The sequence below is a fragment of the Sphingomonas sp. OK281 genome (genome assembly GCF_900115295.1).
Taxonomy (GTDB): domain Bacteria; phylum Pseudomonadota; class Alphaproteobacteria; order Sphingomonadales; family Sphingomonadaceae; genus Sphingomonas.
In genome coordinates this window covers 372,167-390,740 of sequence record NZ_FOVZ01000004.1, presented here as the reverse complement: position 1 = coordinate 390,740, position 18,574 = coordinate 372,167, and the positions used below count along the sequence as shown (strand labels likewise).

Sequence of the window (18,574 nt, the reverse complement as noted above, 5' to 3'; positions counted from 1 at the left end):
TAGGTGTGGGATTGCCATTCCTTGCGTCGTCCGCGCATAGCGGCACGAACATCTTTGTGCGGGGCGGGCGGTGACGGTCCGAGTAGACCTCGACCGTAGAATTGAGACGACGGGGGCAAGATCGGTGAAGGACGAACCGCTGTTCGATCGCGATGGGGTGGATGCGACGCTTGGTGCGGTCGATATCGACCTGGTGCGGACCGCGACTATCGGGGGCATGAAGATCGCCCGGCTCCGTCGCGACGAACTGGCCGCACTCATGCTGGCTGACACGCGCCGTGCTCGTGCCGGAGATCTGGCAGTGCCGCGCATCGTGACCTCGGCGAATGGCAGCGTGGTCGCCGCGTATAATCGCGACGATCGGTACCGCCGGGTGATGGATGGTGCCGACATCGTCGACGCCGACGGGATGCCACTGGTCTTTGCCAGTCGACTCTTGTGTCGCGAGCCGCTGTCCGAGCGCATTGCCACGACCGATTTCCTGCTCGACGCGGCGACTGTTGCTGCGCGCGACGATATCCGGTTCTACTTCATCGGATCGCGTCCCGGCGTCGCCGCAAGGGCGGCCCAGCACCTGCGCAGCCGCTTCCCGGGATTGAAGGTGGTAGGCACGCGCAACGGGTTCTTTCCGCCCGAGGCGATACCGGACATCTGCGCGAAGGTGCGGGCGTCGGGCGCCGACGTGCTGTGGATCGGGATGGGCAGCCCGGCGCAGGAGCGGTTCGCAGTCGAGAATCGCCATCTGCTTGGCGGGGTCGCCTGGATCCGGACCTGTGGCGGCCTGTTCGATCATTATGGCGGCGGCGTATCGCGGGCACCGAACTGGATGCAGGCGACCGGGCTGGAATGGCTGTACCGTGCGGCGCGCGAACCGGTGCGGCTCGGATGGCGCTATCTCGTGACAAGCCCTATCGCTATCTTCTATCTGGCAACGCGAACGCATGACTGACCGCCGTGGGGCGGGGTCGGGATCGGCAGGGAGTTCGATGGAACCACATGTACGCCGTACCGTCCGCTATGAAGATTTCGCCAAGCCCCGTCGTCGGCGCTGGCCTTGGGTCCTGGGCGCCGTGATGCTGCTCGCGCTCGCTGCCGGGCTCGCGGCATTCTGGTTCGGTGGCGATCATGAGGCGCATGCGGCGCCGCCCGCCTTGTCCAAAGCTGGCGGTCCAGTCGCGGCGGAAGCGTATCAATGGAAGCACGTCGCGATCGGCGGCGGGGGGATGATTTCAGGACTGTCGAGCGACGACACTGGCAAGACCTTCGTCGCACGTACCGACGTGTACGGCGCTTATATCTGGGATGCGGGTGCCAATCGCTGGGCGCAACTCGTCACCGCGGCGTCGATGCCCGATACGATCCGTACGCAGAACGGTGCGGCCGCGGGGGCCTACGAGATCGTCGTCGCGCCATCGCGTGCGCAACGGTTGTACATGGCGTTGCAGGGGCGCGTGTATCGCTCGGACGACGCGGGCAAGCACTGGACGCAGCCGCACGCCGGCAATCCCTTTCCGCTCGCCTGGGACGCGAACAGCGAATACCGGCTGCACGGGCCGTTCATGGCGGTCGATCCGACCAATCCCGATGTCGTGTTGCTCGGCACGCCTGGCACCGGGTTGTGGCGGTCCACCGATGGCGGGACGAACTGGGCGCATATCGGCTCCGTCCCGGTCAGCAAGGATCTAAAGCCCGACGCCGGCGTGCAGGCGCCCGGCACGATGATCTGGTTCGAGCGTCCTGCCGGTGGCAAGCCGACCGGGCGTCTGTTCGCGCTGGCGTCGGGGAGCGGCATGTTCGTGTCGACCGATCGCGGCGCGACCTTCAGGCCGTTGCCAGCGCCCGGGATACAGCCGCTGACGCTTCAGCGCGGCACGTTCGATCGTCGCGGCACGTTCTTCGGCGTGGACGACCTTACCAAGTCGATCTGGTCGTACCGCGAGGGACGCTGGCGCGATCTGACCGCGGATCTCGGCCTGACGGTGCGCGAATATGCCGCCGTCGTCGCCAATCCGCGCGCGGACCAGATCGTCGTCGTCGATCGTGGCGGGCAGGGCTATGCGAGCAGCGACGGCGGAGAGACCTGGAACAGCGTTTCGCACAGTGCCAAGGCCGGGGCGGGGGACCCCCCTTGGCTGCGAGTCGCCAACGCGCCATTCTTCACCACTGCGGATCTGATGTTCGATCCGGTCGTACCGAACCGTCTGTGGGTCGCGGCTGGCATGGGCGTCTTCTATGCCGACGTGCCGCCGGGATCCGGAGCGCTCGATTGGGTCAGCCAGACCCGCGGGATCGAGGAACTGGTCGCCAACGACGTGATCCAGCCGCCCGGCGGATCGCCGATCTTCGCCGGCTGGGATTTCGGCATCCACGTGAAGGATGATCTGAACGCCTATTCGACGACGTTCGCACCCGGCGAACGCGCGTTGATGACCGTGCCCCAACTCGACTGGACCCCGGCGAAGCCAGGCTTCGTCGTCAGCAACGCCTCCGATGCGCGGATGGGCTGCTGTTCGGAGGACGGCAACGCCGTGATGGCGGGCACCAGCACCGATGGCGGTCGGAAGTGGAACAAGTTCCCGACCTTGCCGACACCGCCCGGTACGAAGGACGAGGACCCTTGGCGGATGTCGTTTGGGACGATCGCGGTCGCATCGGACGATGCACAGAACATCGTCTGGGCCCCGGCCTTCAACCGGCAGCCCTTCTACACCGTCGATGGCGGTCGAATCTGGACTCCGGTGCGGCTCCCCGGCGCGGTCGGCGATACGCCGGGATCGTTCCAGGCGCAGTGGATGCAGCGCAAGACGCTGACCGCGGACAAGTCGATGCCTGGGACCTTCTATCTGTATCACAGCGGCGGCGGTGCGAATGCCGGCCTGCAAGGGCTGTGGCGGACGCAGGACCGCGGCGCCGCGTGGGACCGGGTATTCGACGGCGAGATCGCGCCATCGAGCGAACTGGCGGCGAAGCTCCGGTCCGTGCCGGGGAACCCTGGACATCTGTTCTTCACCTCAGGGTTCGAACATACGAGCGATACGGGCCTGCGCCGCAGCATCGACGGCGGCACGACGTGGCAGGTCGTTCCCGCGGTCACGCGCGTCGACGACATAGCGTTCGGCAAGGCGGCAAAGGGAAAGACCTATCCGACGCTGTTCGTGTCGGGCCGCGTCGCAGGCGAATACGGCATCTGGCGTTCGACCAACGACGCGGCGAGCTGGCAGCAGCTGGTCGACTTCCCGGTCGGTACGCTGGACCAGGTCAGCGCCATCGGCGCCGATCCCGACGTGTTCGGTCGCGTGTACCTGGGCTATGTCGGATCGAGTTGGATCTGGGGCGAACCTGCACCGTGCACGCCAGCGGCGTATCGGCCGTTGGCGGAGAAGCAGTGCTCGCTGGTCCGCTGACGTAGAGAGCGCCTCTTTACGTTGTCCTTCGTCAGGACAGCGCGACGAGCATCTTGGGCTGATTTTTCGAACGTACCGAGCCGATCGCTATCGGCTTGGAGTATGATTCGCGTCCGCGTGGCTGCCAAGCGTCAGTGGCATGGGCTCGAGTGGTATAGCGCGTAATTTCGTTGCGGGGCGTCGCCGTAGCCGCCCGCGCCGACCGGCAGGTATCGCTTGGGCGGCGGGTGTCGGGGTGACGTGCGCACCGTTGTGCACGATCTTGTAGGTCGTCGATGCCACGAGGCAAACTGCGGGAAATTCTGGTGGCAAGAGGCCAGCAGAGCCTTCGGCCTGCGTCACGTGAACAGGTCGGACCGATCCAGTCCGCTGATCGGCATTGAGCTTACGGTGCTGGTGGGCCAACTTTTGCCCGCCCACCAGCAGTCCAGTCGCGATCATGCTTCCTGGTAGTATTCCGAATATTGCTTCGAATAATAGTAATACGAACCGACAGCCTGCGAGCTCGTGTCGACCATCGTGAACATCGAGCCGACCAGATTCGCACCATCCGACTTCAGCCACTGGGTCGCAGACGTGACCGCATGCTTCGGCGTCTTGTTCCACCGGATGACCAGCGTGACCGCATCCGCCAGCGCCGCCAGGAAGCGCCCGTCTGCCAAACCTACGAGCGGTGGCAGATCGAGGATGATCGTATCGTAGCGGCTCGAGAGATCTTCGAGGATCTTCGGCATGAGATCGTTGCCGAACAGGTTCTCGGACGAGAAATAGGGCTTGTGGATGATGATCTGGTCAAGCCCCTGCAGGCCGCTCGGCTCGATGGCCTCTTCGAGCGTCACGTCGCCATGTAGCAGTTCGACCAAGCCGACACCGTCCGACCTGGTGGTAGTGATCATGCGCAACTGCGCGCGGCGAACGTCTGCATCGACGATAATCGTCTTGTCGCCGTTCATCGCCATCACGCGGGCAAGGGCCAGCGCGGTCGTAGTTTTCCCTTCGCCAGGAAGCGCCGAGGTCACGGCGATGATCTTCGGACGCGCTTGGCCGCGAACACCGAGCAAAGACGCTCGGGCGTTGCGAAGTGCCTCGGAATATTGCGAAGTCGGCTTGTCGATCACGATGTCGGCAGGGCGATCCTGACGAATGTTGGGGATCGCCGCGATCAGCGGCACGCCCAGTTCGCTTTCGACTTCGTCGATGCTTCGCAGGCCTGTCACCATCATTTCCTGCGTCACGATGACGGCGATGCCGACACCGAACCCGGCGATCAGTGACAGCAGGAACAGCAACGGCCGGTTTGGCCAGCTCGGCGACTGCGGCGGCTCCGCATTGTCGATGATCTGCGCCTGAGCGATCGAGTTCTGCGCGGCCTGACGCGATTCGAGCGCCATCTGCGACATCTTTTCGTACGCGTCATGCTTGCCGTCGGCGTCACGCTGAAGGCTGGCGGCGATGACCGAGGCACGAGCGTTGCCGGCCTGTTTCTGCTCGAGCTGCGTCATCGACTGACGCAGGCTGGCTGCGCGCGCATCGGCAGCCCCCGCATCGGCGTTGAGCGACCGTACGACACGGCCCATTTCCTTGTTCAACTCGGCATTGATTCCCGCAACCTGATCGCGGACCTTGATGAAATCGGGATGCCGTTCGCCGTAGCGTCCCCGAACATCCTCCAGTGTCTGCGACAGGGAGGCAAGCTTGCTGCGAAGATCCTGGATGGTTACCGATTGCCGGACGTCGGAAATCGAGTCCAACGCGCCGCGACGTACCTGCTGCCGGGCCGACTGTTCCTTCGAGCGAGCTTCGGCCGCGAAGGATTCCGCCGATGCCAGCTGGAGCGACAGCGGCGCGACCTGCTGGTCCACGATAGTCCCCGTCTGGTTCGACGCGCCGCGCACGATACCGGCTTGCGCCTGATACTGCGCGACCCGCTCGTCGGCGACGCGGATTTCGGCCGCAAGTTCGTCCATGCGCTTCTGATACCAGCGTGTCTGGCGTTCAGCGGTACCAATCTTGTTGCCGACCTTTGTATCGAGATAGGCGGTTGCGAACGCGTTGGCGATCTTGGCGGCTTTTTCCGGCGACTCGGAATTGAACCGGATCGCCATGATGTATGTCAGTCGATCGCGTGCCACGTCGAGATGGCTGTTAAGCGAACGCGCCACGACGTCGAGCTTTGCCGTCGGTGACAGCGCCGGTTGACCTTCCGGCGTCGGTCCACCACCAAACTCGGGATCGTTCAGCAGGTTCAGTCGCTTCACGACGATCCGAGCGAGGTCGAGCGAGCGGATGACCGACACCTCGGTTTCGATTGCTTCGCTCGCGAGCTGCGCCTGAGCTTCGCTGGCAGTACGCGCCAGCGGATTGCGGCTCGGATCGATCTGGATGCGCGTCACGCCCTGATAGACCGGTGTAATCCGCAGCGTGAGAATGATCCCGATCGCGGCAACTACGGCGGTAATGGCAAGGAGGATCAGGATGCGCCGGCGCACGACGTCGCGCACCGTACGGATCACATCGCTTAACCGGGTTTCGGACTCAGCGGCGGTCACGACCTTCATGTCAGAATTTTCCTAAGTATCTGGCGAACAGGCCGTTGTTCTCAAAATGAAGCATGCTTTGTCCTCATCGTCTGATACGGATCGAGAACCGTGCACGCAACTCGTCAAAAGGATTGCCCAGGCCGGTACCGCTCGGTTTATTCGAACCATAGCCGATGTTCGCGTCGAGGCCGAGCCACCGCGTGACCTGATATCGACTGCCGACTTCCGCGCGGTATACATCGGTCGAAGAGGAGCGTTCGGGATACTGGCGCTTGCTGATTTCAGCACCGATCGTCACGATCAGGTTATAGAGCAATTCATGATCCAGCGTAACGCGGACCCGATTATCCCAGGACGTGCCCGCATTGGACAGGTCGACGTCGATCAGGCGTCTCTGCAACAATATCCCTACTGTGGTAAGTTCGCTGGGAAACCAGTCTGCGCGTGCCTCTACCGACATGCCGCTCGCGTTGCGGTAGGTCTGGCTGGCGTCGAACTTACGGTAGCTATAGCCGATGCCGACGGTCCCGCGTGCTACGCCGGCAATGTCGAAATTCGATCCGACGATACCACGATAGCCGTTCGAGTCACGATTGGGTGCGCCGAACGCCGTCGCCAATCCATAATTGTTTCGATCCGCTTCCAGCCGGGCGTAAAATGACAAGCTGGGACTGAAGCCGAGTTCGTAGGTTCCGGTGCCGCTGTACGTGACGCGGTCGCGGTAGCGCTGGTCACGGATCACGTTATCGGCAAACCGCACCGAACTGAATTCATACGACGTACGATCGACGGTGCCGATGACGCGCGAGCGGCCCGAGTCGTAGACTGTACGAGTGCCGACGAACGTCCGCAGGTAGCGCGACGGCTCGGTCAGATTGGCGACGACATCGGCGGAGAAGGGGGATTCATATGTTCGGTCGGCCTGCGCATCGAGACGAACGGTCAGGTCACGTGTCACGTCGATACGCCCGCTGCCCTGGACGTTCCATGCATCCTGATTGCGAAGCGTCTGTTTTGCAAACCGGCGGATGTCGGCGGCGCCGGTAAGGCGCAACTGGTGAACCGACCAGTCGGACGCGACGTTCAGATAAGGCTCGAACGATGTATAGACGTCGGATTTCTTGTTCGTGTTATCGTTGAATACGTTGTCGCTGTAGCCGATCGAACTCGTCAACTGCGGGTTGACCACGAAGCTGCCCAAGCGAACGCCGATCGCGTCGTATTCGGGGCGGCCACGCTCGGTCACGCTGACATTGTGGCCCCGGTCGTAATCGTCGCCACTTGTGGTCGCGGGTGGCAATAACAGGCTGCTCGTCTGTCCGGCCGCAAGGTTCGGCGCCAGCCCCGCTACGGCGAACACCGCGCGACTCAACCACAGCGCGGCCGCCCGCTGGCGCGACAAGGACCATGCCGGCGTAATGCTGCGTGCCCCCATCGTTTCGTCAGCGTCCCTAGTCCGGCCTGTCCAGAACAAGCGATAGCGTGTCGTCCGGTTCGCCCGGATCGGACTCGATATCAGAAAAATCGCTCCGTCAGGCGGATCGTGTCACCGGGGTAAATCCGTAGATTGGGCGTCAGGACGTATTCCTGTTCGTACTGATCGCCGAACCGACGGATACGAACCGTCGATTTGCGGGCACGCGGCGTATAGCCCTGTGCCGTCGCGATCGCGTTCAACGCGGTCAGGCCGCTCAGATACGGGTATTGGCCGGGCGAGCGGACTTCGCCGAGAATGAAGAAGGGGCGATAGGTCGCCACTTCCATGTTCACGCGGGGATCGCGAAGATAGCCATCGGAAAGGCGCGCCTGGACTTCCTCGGTAACCCGTTCGATCGGCTTGCCGCCGACCTGGACGTTGCCGATGAGCGGAAACGAAATCTCGCCGTCGCTGCTGACGGAGAAGTCGCCGCTAAGCTGTGGTTCGTTGTAGACGATGACGCGAATCTTGTCCCCGGCGCCAAGTTTGTAGACATCTGCGCTTGCGACGCCTTCAACATAGCGTTCACCGCTTGATATTGGCGGCGGTCCGGACTTCGAACAACCGGCAAGCACCATGGCGGCTAGCACTGTATAAGCCGCTCTATTTTTCACGCAAACCCCCATTTACACAGTCGATTCTTGGCTAACACGTCGCTAATGAAGCATCAAGGTGATTTGTTGCATCGCGGTATCGTGTGACATCTAGGCATCAGGCGATATCGCGGGGGACGCCGGCAAGACGGCCGCGTATCCTTTTGAGCAGCGATGGTTTTGGGGGCTTGTGCACGAACGCGGCCAGCCGATCGACAAAAGCAGCCGGGGCCTTTTCATTCAGCGTCGGATACGCGGTCAGTTCGTCGACGCGATCGAGCAGGCGGAAAAGATCGACTTCTGTTTCGGCCGGATAGATTCCGGGGCGATCGCCGAACTGCCTGAGCGTCGCGAACTGGTGCCCGTTGCGGTGTTCGCCAAGCTGATGGTTGCGCGGCATGACGATGATCGGCTTGCCGAATTCCATCGCCGTGATGATCGATCCCATGCCGGCATGGCAAACCATCACCGCGCAATCCTTCTGTAGTTGCCGGAACGCGTCATACGGGATGTGGGAAAAGCTTCTCATCGCCGCCGGACGGTACCGTGTTGGGCCGACCTGCGCGATCACGTCGTCGCGACCATTCTCTGTCGCCCAGAAATCTACGGCGCGGATCAGGCGGTCGAACGGCAGTTGCGTGCCGACGGACAACAGGATCACAAGATCTGTCCGAAAAACCGCAACGACGCATTTCTGTCTGCCAAATGCTTCCATTGGGTGATCCGGAGGTCTGCGACCGGCCGCACCAGTCGACCTGAGAGCGACAGCGTCTCGCTGTTGGCGATGCTGTCGATCCAGATCGTGCGTGCGCCGAACATCTTGCCAACAAGCAGCGCCAAGGCTCCGGGCGCGGCACCGGTCGATACCACGAGGTGCGGATCGAATGCCCGGACGATACGCACCAGGCCGGCGAGCGTTGGCGCCATCGCCAATACCGAATCCCGCGCGGTGTCTGTGATTTCAAGCACCTCGCGGTCGCCGAGCGGCGGGGTCATGCCCTTCGAGGTGCTGACGAACTGACAATCGGCGCCAACGAACGCCGCACGCAGTCGGTGCAGTTCGATCCAATGCCCTCCGGCTGAGGCGACGAGCAGGATCCGCATCGGGGTGGCGCTAACGGTAATTGGCTTGTTGCGCAATTCATTGGCAAGATTTGTGGGAGCCCGGCCAGGTCTGTCGGCAGGTCGGCCCGCGGCGTTGATGCCGTCGTCTCTACCGGGATTCACATGGAACCGACCGGGCGCAGCACTGGCCGACGCGGAACCAACCTCAGCCACCTAGTTGCGCCCCCATTCGTTGCTACACACGATCACGACGACACGTCGTCGTCAACCGCACTCGGCGGTGCCCATGCCTCCGGCTCGCACCCGGATATGCATGCACACAGACCACGCGCCTGTGGTATTCCACGAATACCGCTTTGCACAATCCCGAAATCTATCAATTGATTGCCCGACCGCGTTCGCGCTAGGTCGTCATGCTTTCCCACAGCATTCCGGGGACCGCTATACTGGAGATGTTGCGTTGCCAAGCACCGATTCAGGTGAACGAATATATGCGATCGGCGACATTCACGGGCGATATGATCTTCTCCAATTGCTGATCGAGCGGATCGGGGAGCATTCCCGCGCCTTGCCGCCGGTTCGCGCCTTGTACATCGTGCTGATCGGCGATCTGGTCGATCGCGGCCCGCAGAGTGCCGAAGTCTTGGCGATGCTCTACGATCTCCAGCGCAGAAACGGCGATGTGATCGTTCTGCTCGGCAACCACGAAGAAGCGATGCTCCAGGCGCTCGACGGCGACATCGATGTGCTGCGACGATGGCTGAAGGTAGGCGGCGACACGACGCTGGCGAGCTTTGGCGTCGGCCCGATGCGGCGCGATCAGGACGTGCACGATTATCTTGCGCTCATGCGCCGTGCTGTGCCGAAGGCATGGGTCGCCTGGCTACGGCATTTGCCGCTCAGCGTCCGCTCGGGCGATTATTACTTCGTGCATGCGGGCGTGCGCCCGGGTGTCGCGCTCGATCGACAGGTGCGGAACGACATGCTGTGGATCCGCGACGACTTTCTGACGGACGAGCGCGATTTCGGCGCGGTCGTCGTCCACGGGCATAGCATCACGCGCGATGTCGATATCCGCCGCAACCGGATATGCATCGATACGGGTGCGTATCGAACCGGTCTGCTGAGCGCGATCTACCTCGAGGGTGAGAAGCGGAGCGTGCTTGCTGTCTCGTTGCCCGTCGTGATGGCCGCCGAGTGACTCCCTGCGGTGGATTGTAAGGAAAGACAGTAACGATCCTTGCCAGCCCAATGTTCGCCGCACTCTACCTACTTGACTTGTGCCCCTCGAAATGGATAACTGAAGATAAGGTGCGGACGCGTCAATCAAGGGGTCAACAAGATGTTCAAGAAAATGATGCTTGGGGCGGCGATTGCAAGCCAGGTTCTCGCGGGTGCGGCATACGCAGCGCCGGCACGTCCGCAGGCCGTCAGCTTCGACAGCGTGAAGACGGTGGATGCCGCGGGTTCGCCGGCACGCATCGGTTCTGCCACCAAGCGGAAGAACGACATTGCAGGCGTGCCGTTCCTGCTGCCGTTGCTCGGCGTGGTCGCGCTGGTTGCCGTGGTCGCGGTCGTCGCAAGCGGTGGTGACGACGATTCCAGCCCGAACTGAATAGTCTAGGCGATCACGCTGCGTGCGGGGTCTCCAGATGTGATTAGGCGGGGCGCTCAGCATGGGGCGCCCCGCTTTTTTTATGGCTGATGGAAACGGTCGACGGATCGAGGTTTCGGGTTCTGTGCCCATCGAATCGCGACCCGGTAATTTTCGTGCGTCGTTCCGTGTTGCAATCGCGCACGGCCGCACGGGTTACGGTCGTACGGTCTAAGGTTGTGGATCGTACGGGCGCTGCGATGTTTTCGGGGCAGGCGGTAAGGTAACGATCTTGTGATCGAGCGGTTGCACCGGTCGAATGCGCGACCGTGCGAGCGTCCAGATCCGCGTGCAGTAGCGGTCTGCGGCTTGAAGAGCCGCGCTGTGCCATATCACTATCAAGCGATTGCCGGCGGTTGGCCGGAGACGGTCGCCATGAACGGGGGCGGGATGCGAACTGTGATCGGCGAGACTCGCGCGGTGCGTCGCGGTTGGGACAAAGCATGAGTCGCAACGATGGCCAACGGCATGGTTCAGGCAGGAACCGACGGACAAGCGCGCAGACACGCGACCGATTCTCTGGGTGGCGCAACGATGCCCCCGCGCTTCTCTTCCTGGCCATACTTGCGTTCGGCGGCGGCGCGGGGACCGGCTATCCGTTGATCGAGCTTATCGCGCAGGTGCTGGCGTTGGGTCTGATCGTCCGCGCCGCGCTTCCTGGCAGCATTCCTGCGCGACTCGAGCCGGGCGTTGTCGGCCTCGGCGGTTTCCTGCTCGTATTCGCCGCTGGAGCGTCCTTGTCGCTTCTTCAGATCGTGCCGCTGCCGCCGACATGGTGGCATGGACTGCCTGGGCGCGAAACCGCGACGCAGATCTTCGCGCTGCTGGGGTGGAGCGGGCGCTGGCACGCGTTCAGCCTGGCACCCGATGCGACGCTGGCCGCGCTATTGGCGTTGCTCGTGCCGTTGGCTGCGATGCTGACCGTCGCATCGCTGCGATTGTCGCAGCGTGTGATGCTGTTGCGGTTGATCGTCGGCGCTGCGGTGATCGCCACGATCCTCGCGACGCTTCAGGTCGCGGCGGGAGTCAGCAGCGCGCCGATCCTGTACGAGACGGCGCATCGCGGCTTCGGCGTCGGGTTTTTCGTGAATCGCAATCACCAGGCGACACTGTTGCTGGCGGCGATCGTCTTTGCCGCAGTGCCCGGCGTGATGGGCGTCGGCGCCCCCCGGCGACTCGCAACGCTGGCGGTCATCGCCTTCCTGTCGTTGGGGATCTTGGCGACCAACTCGCGCACCGCGCTGCTACTGTTGCCGCTCGCGCTGATCGTCGCGGTCGCGCTCGTCGGTGGGGTTCGACGCACCGGCCGGCGTCTGGCAGGCGCCGGCATCGTGTACGTGCTGGTCGGCGTGCTGCTGTTGCGGACGGATCTGGTCCAGCGCGTCTTCGCACGGTTTTCCACGGTCGCCGAAGAGCTCCGATATCAATATTGGGAAAACTCTCTCTATATCGTTCGCGAGACGTTTCCGTTCGGCATCGGCTTTGGCAGCTTCGAACGAGTCTATCGCAGCGTCGAACCGCTGGGGCAGGTCTCGCCGCTGAGCGTCAACCATGCGCATAACGACTTTCTCGAACTGTCGATGGAAGGTGGCCTGCCGGCACTGGTTCTGATCCTGCTCGGGCTCGTCGTGGTGGTCGTGACACTGCGCGGAGGATGGCGATCCGCGAACGACCGGCAGGAGCGCGCGACCTTGGTCGCTGGTGGTGCTGCGATCATACTGATCCTGCTGTTTTCGCTGGTCGACTATCCGTTGCGGATGGCGGGGATCGCCGGCTTGTTCGGCGCGGCGCTCGGCTTGATCGCTGCGGTTGGCCGAGTCGAGCGACCGCTGCGGGGGAAGGCCGCGGCTGGACCTGGGCGGCTCGGCGCATCGGCGTGGATCGCGGGCGCCATCGCGATCGTGATCGGGCTTGTCGCGAGCGGCGATGCCCTTGGTCGGTTCCTGACGCTTCGCGGGCAGGGCGGCGCGGCAACGGCAGTGGCGCCGTGGTCTGCAAACGCCTGGGCTGCATTGGCCAATACCGAGCAACTGGCGGGACGCCCGGCCGCCGCGAAGGTCGCGGCCGGGCGTGCGATCGCGATCGTGCCGATCGACGCACCGGCCGTCCGTGCGTATGGCTATGCCGATCTCTCACTCGGCGCGTCGAAGCAGGGCAGCACCCTGCTAGAGGCTGGCGCGGCGCTGGGGTGGCGCGATACGCTGCTGCAATTGTGGCTGGCGGAGCGAGCGCTGGAAGTCGGTAGCGCGAGCGTCGCGGCGGAGCGGATCGACGCGTTGCTGCGTCGGGGACAGCTGCCCGATGCCCTGATGCGGCAGATGCGCGCCACCTATCTCTCGCCGGGCGGCGTCGATGCGATCGTCACGCGACTCGCCGATCGCCCGCAATGGCGGCAGGGGTTCTTCAATGCGATTTCCAGCGACGCGGCGCTGTCGGTGCCGCGAACGTTGCAATTCCTGACCAAGCTGCGCGCTGCAGGCGTGCCGGTGACAGAAGCCGAAACGATGCTGATGCGCTGGCGGCTTGCCGACACGGGCGACATTGCCGGCGCGCGCGAGATCTGGATCGCCAGCGGTGGCCGCGGCCTGATCGCCGACGGCGGTTTCGAGGCGGTACCGCCGGTCCTGCCGACCGGGATCATTCCCTATGCATGGGGTGCGCCGCGCGTGCCTGGTATCCGCGTCGTCCCGATCGATCGCGGCTTCGATGGCACGGGGCACGCGATCCAGATCGTGTCGGACGGGTTGTCGACTGGTACCGCGCTGGCTCAGGCGATGACGCTGCCGCCCGGACGGTGGCGGATTCGGGCGATGGTGCGCGGCGTGGATATCCCGGCCACCGTGACGATCGCGTGCACGGGTACGGCATCGCAAGCCAGCGCACCGGGCATCGCGCTCGACGGGCAGGGAAGCGGATGGCGGCCGGTGGAGGGCGTCGTTTCCGTCGATCCCGGCTGCCGAGCGCAAATCCTGGGCGTCGTGGTGCGCGAGCGCGGCGGACAGACTGGTACATTCTCGATCGATTCGATCCGGATCACCCCTGTTGACGCCGGGTTGCAAGGGCATAGGCAAATTGGCGTGCAGGGTTGACCTAATGCACCGGGGGATGCGAGTGAACGTCAGGCAAAAAGGGCAAGATCAACGGATGCGAGCGACCTTGGTAGGAGTGGTCGCGCTTGGCGTTATGCTTGGCGCCTGCGCCGATGATAATATTGGTCCGAACCTCCGCACCGGCGAGAGCGCGTACGAGACTATTCCGGCACCGGCGGGAGAGCCGCGGGTGCAGGATTATCGTATCGGCGCACTCGACACGGTCGATATCTCCGTATTCCAGGAACCCGATATCTCGACGCGAGGCGTCGTGGTCGACGCGGCCGGCGTGATATCGATGCCGCTGATCGGTCGCATCCAGGCCGCCGGCAACACCAGCACGCAACTGGCCGACCTGCTGGCCGCCAAGCTGGCCGAGCGGTTCTACGTCAATCCGCAGGTGACGGTCACCGTCGCGAGCTCGGTCGCGCAGCGCGTAACGGTGCAGGGCGATGTCAAGGAGCCGGGTATCTATCCGATCTCCGGACCGACGACGCTGCTCGATACGATCGCCCTGGCAAAGGGCGAAAGCGAGGACGCGGCGCTGCGTCAGGTGATCGTCGTACGGTATATCGATGGCAAGCGGATGGGTGCGGTGTTCGATCTGAAGCGGATCCGCCGCGGCGACGACGCCGACCCCGCGATCGCGCCACGCGACACGATCATCGTCGGCCATTCGGCGAGCAAGTCGGCCTGGCATGACGTCCTGCGCGCAGCGCCGTTGCTGTCGGGCTTTGGCATCTTCGCGCAATTCTAGGTTTACAGGAAGAGATTGAGTCCATGGGGAGTGTCGATGGCCCTCTAGGCGCTCCCACGCCGAACGATCGCTGGACCGCGGGTGCTGCGGCCGCGCGCGATCCTGCGTTCGGGATGGAATATGCCGGCGGACCGGGCGTGATCGACGGTGAGGAAGACCAGCCGGCGATCGATCTCCGTGCGGTCTGGGCGACCGCGTATCGCAATCGGTACATGATGATCGCGATCGTCGGCGTCGCGCTGCTGCTCGGGATCGCGTCAGCGGTGCTGATGCCGCGCAAATACACCGCGCAGTCGAGCATCCAGATCGACCAGCAGGTCGCCAAGGTGCTGGGCACCGAGGACTCGGACCCGCAGGTTTCGGGCAGCGACGCCGATCGCTTCCTGCAGACGCAGGCCGACGTGCTGACCAGCCGGGCGATCGCCCGACGGGTCTCCGATAGCCTCGGTCTTGCCGCGAACCCGGATTTCCTCAAGCGGATGACGGGCGCCCGCCAGATTGAGATCAAGCCGGGCGACGCCAACCTCGCCGACCAGGTCGTCGACGTCCTGCAGAAGAACCTCACGGTCGACCTGCGCCGCAATTCGCGCGTCGTGCATATCATCTTCACCAGCCGCGACCCTGCGCTCGCGGCCGAGATCGCGAACAGCTACGCGGCAAATTTCATCGAAGGGAACATCCAGCGCAAGTTCTCGGCGTCGTCCTATTCTCGCCGATTCCTGCAGAATCAGCTGGGGTTGGCGAAGACCCGACTCGAGGGTTCCGAGCGTGACCTGATCGACTATGCCCGCTCGGCGCGACTGATCGATGCCAGTGCCGGCGCGCGGCAGGCCGAAGGCGACAATGCGCCGCGATCGCTCGTGACCGCGAACCTGATCCAGCTCAATGCCGATTCGGCGACCTCGGAAGCCAATCGCCTGCGCACGCGCGAGCGCTGGGAACAGGCGCGCCGCGCGCCGCTGATGTCGCTGCCCGAAGTCCAGGCGAACGAAGCGGTGCAGCGCCTGTCGCAGAAGCGCGCCGAGGATTTTGCCAGCCTGAGTGAAGTCCGCCGTCGGCTGAAACCCGATCATCCGGTCGTCATCCAGGCGCTCGCCGAGATCGCGACGCTCGACCAGCAGATTCGCCAGCTGGCCGAGGAAACGCGCAAGTCGATCGAGAACCAGTATCTGACGGCGGAGCGGCAGAACCGCGCGCTGACGCAGCAGGTAACATCGCTTCAGGGCGCCACGCTGGCCGAACAGGGCCGCAGCGTCCGTTATAATATCCTTCGCCGCGAGGTGGATACCAACCGCCAGCTCTATGAGAGCCTGCTCCAGCGCTACAAGGAAGTCAGCGCGGAGGCGGGGATCACGTCGAACAACGTCTCGAGCGTCGATACCGCCGAACAACCGCGCCGGCCGACGTCGCCGCGGCCGCTGCTCAACATCGCGCTGGCGCTGATCGCCGGGCTTGGGCTGGCGATGCTCTATGCCTTTGGGCGCGACTATCTCGACGACTCGATCCGCAACCCGGAGGACGTCGAGGAGAAGCTGCGCATCCCGTTGCTCGGCGTCGTGCCGGACAGCGGCGGCGAAGCTCCGCTGGAGGCTTTGAACAATCCCAAATCGGAGATCGCCGAGGCCTATCACGCGATTCGCACGTCGATCGAACTGTCGTCCAACCAGGGTCCGCCACGATCGATCCTGGTGACGGGCAGCAGCAAGTCGGAGGGCAAGTCGACGACATCGTTCGCCCTCGCCCGCGACTTTGCCGGGCTGGGACGACGCGTGTTGCTGGTCGATGCCGATCTGCGGCGTCCGTCGCTTCACCGGACGCTGGGTATCGCGCTGCCCGAGACCGGCCTGTCGTCCGTGCTTGCGCGGATGACCGAGCGCAGTGCAGCGGTCCTGCCGACCGCTATCCCCGGCCTGAGCTTTCTGCCGAGCGGTCGGTTGCCGCCGGATCCGGCGACGCTGTTCGCCGGGACCGCGATGCAGGACCTGCTGATGGCGCTGGAGACCGATTACGACGTCGTGATCGTCGATGGCCCGCCGGTGCTGGCGCTCGCGGATGCCGCCCAGCTTACCGCGGCGGCACAGGCGACGGTGTTCGTCGCGGAAGCATCGAGCGCGCATTTCGGCCAGGCCCGCAACGCCGTCTCGCGCCTGTTGCGCGCGGGTGGCACGGTGATCGGCTGCATCATGACGAAGTACAACGCGAAGAAGTCCGGCTACAGCTCGTCCTACGATTATTATCGCTATCGCTACGACGACGCGTCGAAGTGACGCTCTAGTTCCTGAGGACGCGGATCAGGGCTTGGAGGTTCGCGTCGCCGGCGTCGGACCGGCGCGTCCTTCGGTGGTGCAGGGGTAGCGGATCTTCAGCGCGACCACGACGACCGAGGCCGCCTCGCCGGACACGTCCGAGGCGTGGTCGCGGAGATACCCGATGAACGCCTCGCGAAGATCGCCCTGCGGAACATGGCGGGGCACGCAGAACTCGCGCTGGTTCAGCCAGGCCTCGTAGGCGCGGACCGTGTCGTGGACGCCGGTGATGTACGCGAAGCAATAGGAGGCGTCGGCGGAGACGTTCGACAAGCAGCGCTGGCGAAGCTGGTTCGCGCTGAACAGGCCCCCGGCTGGCGGCGCAGCCTGTAAAGATACCGCGGAGGGCGCCATCAATGGCTTCGCGCGGGAGGATTGCGGCGCGGGATTCTGCGGGACGGGATGCTGCAGGGCGGGGCTCTGGGCGGTGGCGCTCTGCAGGGCGGGGGGCTGCAGGGGCGAAGAGGTGACGAGCAGCAGGGCTAAGGGCAGGACCATGGTGGCCCGTCGTTACGCGCTGGTGCGGCCGGCTTCAACGCACTAACTATCCGCTGAGCATGGCGCCTACCGATCCCAACCCGCGACAGTCGCGCGAACCGAACGATCCGGACCATGTCCCGTTGCTGCTCGATCCGTACACGATATCGACGCTTCCACCGGTCCGTCGGTTTCACGCCGGCGTGCTCATCCCCGTCATGCTCGCGGTTATCCTGATCGTCGGATCGATCACGGCTGCGATCCTGAGCCTGAGACAGACCCCGGAGACCGATACGGCGTGGACGAGGACGGCGGTCCGCGCCGCGCGGATCGAAGCGCCGTTCGCACCCAGGACGTTGCGTCCCTTGTCACCCGAGCAGGCGGTGGCGTGGAACGCCGCGACGCCGACCGTGAAGACCATGGTCGATCCGGCCTCGGCCTTCCTCCTGCGGACGAGCAAGCTCACCGATTACCAACGATCGCTTCAGTGCCTGACGATGGCGGTCTATTACGAAGCGGGCAGCGAATCGGACGACGGCGAGCGGGGCGTCGCACAGGTGATTCTCAACCGCGTGCGTCATCCGGCGTATCCCAAGACGGTTTGCGGCGTGGTCTACGATGGATCGCAGCGGCGTACCGGCTGCCAGTTCACCTTCATCTGCGATGGCGCGCTGACACGGACGCCCAATCCGGCAGGGTGGCAACGCGCCTCGCGAATCGCGACTGCGGCGCTGGGCGGCGCGGTGTTCGCACCCGTCGGCTGGGCAACCCACTACCATGCCAATTATGTCGTGCCCTATTGGGCGGCGACGCTCGACAAGGTGGCGGTGATCGGCGCGCATATCTTCTACCGGTGGCTGGGTCCGGCAGGCCGCGCGGTTGCGTTTCGTGCGAAATACGCGGGGAACGAACCCGATCTTCCCTTGCCGATGGGCGAGGCGCCGACGGACGCCGCCGTGGCTGCAGCGAGCACCGCCGTCGCCGGGCCGCCGACACCGATATCCACGACCGAGCGTCCGGTTCTCACCGGTTCGCGCGCTGCGACCACCAACGATCCCTCGGTGCCGACGGTCGGGTTGAACGATCGCCGCGTGCTCCAGCGCGCCTGGGAACCCGGCGGATCGGCGGTGACGTTGCCTGCCTTGCCTGAACGCCGCGTCCTGCCGGCCTCGCCAACGCCCGGACCGGCGAACTGACGGCTCCGACCGTCGA

14 protein-coding genes are annotated in these 18,574 nt (G+C 64.3%); 8 read left to right on the top strand and 6 right to left on the bottom strand.

Annotation, left to right across the window (positions count from 1 at the left end):
• The first annotated feature begins 124 nt into the window (after window positions 1-124).
• Together BM244_RS16010 and BM244_RS16005 are read left to right on the top strand one after the other, a co-directional pair.
• Entirely contained in the window at window positions 125-949 is an 825-nt protein-coding gene (locus BM244_RS16010) for a WecB/TagA/CpsF family glycosyltransferase (protein ID WP_254784487.1), read from the top strand.
• A gap of 37 nt (window positions 950-986) precedes the next feature.
• Window positions 987-3,404: a WD40/YVTN/BNR-like repeat-containing protein gene (locus BM244_RS16005; RefSeq protein ID WP_093399904.1), complete on the top strand. Its 2,418-nt coding sequence runs from the start codon at window positions 987-989 to the stop codon at window positions 3,402-3,404.
• Window positions 3,405-3,841: 437 nt separating this feature from the next.
• Here the strand turns inward: BM244_RS16005 and BM244_RS16000 are convergent, their stop codons facing one another.
• From BM244_RS16000 to BM244_RS15980, 5 genes are all read right to left on the bottom strand, one after another.
• Entirely contained in the window at window positions 3,842-5,962 is a 2,121-nt protein-coding gene (locus BM244_RS16000; RefSeq protein ID WP_093399903.1) for a GumC family protein, read from the bottom strand.
• A 64-nt stretch (window positions 5,963-6,026) separates the two neighbouring features.
• A complete protein-coding gene (locus BM244_RS15995) occupies window positions 6,027-7,379 on the bottom strand; it encodes an outer membrane beta-barrel protein (protein ID WP_093399902.1) in 1,353 nt (450 codons plus the stop codon).
• An 80-nt stretch (window positions 7,380-7,459) separates the two neighbouring features.
• Complete coding sequence (locus BM244_RS15990) at window positions 7,460-8,011, bottom strand: polysaccharide biosynthesis/export family protein (RefSeq protein ID WP_254784486.1); 552 nt, start codon at window positions 8,009-8,011, stop codon at window positions 7,460-7,462.
• A 121-nt stretch (window positions 8,012-8,132) separates the two neighbouring features.
• Complete coding sequence (locus BM244_RS15985; RefSeq protein WP_254784485.1) at window positions 8,133-8,729, bottom strand: glycosyltransferase; 597 nt, start codon at window positions 8,727-8,729, stop codon at window positions 8,133-8,135.
• On the bottom strand, window positions 8,672-9,118 hold the full coding sequence (locus BM244_RS15980) for a glycosyltransferase family protein (protein ID WP_093399899.1): 447 nt from the start codon (window positions 9,116-9,118) through the stop codon (window positions 8,672-8,674). The genes BM244_RS15985 and BM244_RS15980 overlap by 58 nt, the downstream gene beginning before the upstream one ends.
• A 421-nt stretch (window positions 9,119-9,539) precedes the next feature.
• On the opposite strand from BM244_RS15980, the gene BM244_RS15975 reads away from it, so the two are divergent.
• From BM244_RS15975 to BM244_RS15955, 5 genes are all read left to right on the top strand, one after another.
• Complete coding sequence (locus tag BM244_RS15975; RefSeq protein WP_093399898.1) at window positions 9,540-10,280, top strand: metallophosphoesterase family protein; 741 nt, start codon at window positions 9,540-9,542, stop codon at window positions 10,278-10,280.
• Window positions 10,281-10,421: 141 nt separating this feature from the next.
• On the top strand, window positions 10,422-10,694 hold the full coding sequence (locus BM244_RS15970) for a hypothetical protein (RefSeq protein WP_093399897.1): 273 nt from the start codon (window positions 10,422-10,424) through the stop codon (window positions 10,692-10,694).
• 482 nt (window positions 10,695-11,176) lie between these two features.
• Window positions 11,177-13,822: an O-antigen ligase family protein gene (locus BM244_RS15965; protein WP_093399896.1), complete on the top strand. Its 2,646-nt coding sequence runs from the start codon at window positions 11,177-11,179 to the stop codon at window positions 13,820-13,822.
• A gap of 55 nt (window positions 13,823-13,877) precedes the next feature.
• On the top strand, window positions 13,878-14,579 hold the full coding sequence (locus BM244_RS15960) for a polysaccharide biosynthesis/export family protein (RefSeq protein WP_175518232.1): 702 nt from the start codon (window positions 13,878-13,880) through the stop codon (window positions 14,577-14,579).
• Window positions 14,580-14,602: 23 nt separating this feature from the next.
• Entirely contained in the window at window positions 14,603-16,846 is a 2,244-nt protein-coding gene (locus tag BM244_RS15955; RefSeq protein ID WP_093399894.1) for a GumC family protein, read from the top strand.
• A 24-nt stretch (window positions 16,847-16,870) separates the two neighbouring features.
• Here the strand turns inward: BM244_RS15955 and BM244_RS15950 are convergent, their stop codons facing one another.
• Window positions 16,871-17,383, bottom strand: coding sequence for a Rap1a/Tai family immunity protein (locus BM244_RS15950; RefSeq protein WP_139226948.1), 513 nt, complete (start codon window positions 17,381-17,383; stop codon window positions 16,871-16,873).
• 59 nt (window positions 17,384-17,442) lie between these two features.
• On the opposite strand from BM244_RS15950, the gene BM244_RS15945 reads away from it, so the two are divergent.
• Entirely contained in the window at window positions 17,443-18,558 is a 1,116-nt protein-coding gene (locus BM244_RS15945) for a cell wall hydrolase (RefSeq protein WP_254784484.1), read from the top strand.
• Window positions 18,559-18,574 lie beyond the last annotated feature (16 nt).

Excerpts from the sequence above, each read along its gene's own strand:
- BM244_RS16005 (WP_093399904.1), top strand. The coding sequence starts at position 987 with ATGGAACCACATGTACGCCGTACCGTCCGCTATGAAGATTTCGCCAAG.
- BM244_RS16000 (WP_093399903.1), bottom strand. The coding sequence starts at position 5,962 with ATGAAGGTCGTGACCGCCGCTGAGTCCGAAACCCGGTTAAGCGATGTG.
- BM244_RS15995 (WP_093399902.1), bottom strand. The coding sequence starts at position 7,379 with ATGGGGGCACGCAGCATTACGCCGGCATGGTCCTTGTCGCGCCAGCGG.
- BM244_RS15985 (WP_254784485.1), bottom strand. The coding sequence starts at position 8,729 with ATGGAAGCATTTGGCAGACAGAAATGCGTCGTTGCGGTTTTTCGGACA.
- BM244_RS15980 (WP_093399899.1), bottom strand. The coding sequence starts at position 9,118 with ATGCGGATCCTGCTCGTCGCCTCAGCCGGAGGGCATTGGATCGAACTG.
- BM244_RS15970 (WP_093399897.1), top strand. The coding sequence starts at position 10,422 with ATGTTCAAGAAAATGATGCTTGGGGCGGCGATTGCAAGCCAGGTTCTC.
- BM244_RS15965 (WP_093399896.1), top strand. The coding sequence starts at position 11,177 with ATGAGTCGCAACGATGGCCAACGGCATGGTTCAGGCAGGAACCGACGG.
- BM244_RS15960 (WP_175518232.1), top strand. The coding sequence starts at position 13,878 with ATGCGAGCGACCTTGGTAGGAGTGGTCGCGCTTGGCGTTATGCTTGGC.
- BM244_RS15955 (WP_093399894.1), top strand. The coding sequence starts at position 14,603 with ATGGGGAGTGTCGATGGCCCTCTAGGCGCTCCCACGCCGAACGATCGC.
- BM244_RS15950 (WP_139226948.1), bottom strand. The coding sequence starts at position 17,383 with ATGGTCCTGCCCTTAGCCCTGCTGCTCGTCACCTCTTCGCCCCTGCAG.
- BM244_RS15945 (WP_254784484.1), top strand. The coding sequence starts at position 17,443 with ATGGCGCCTACCGATCCCAACCCGCGACAGTCGCGCGAACCGAACGAT.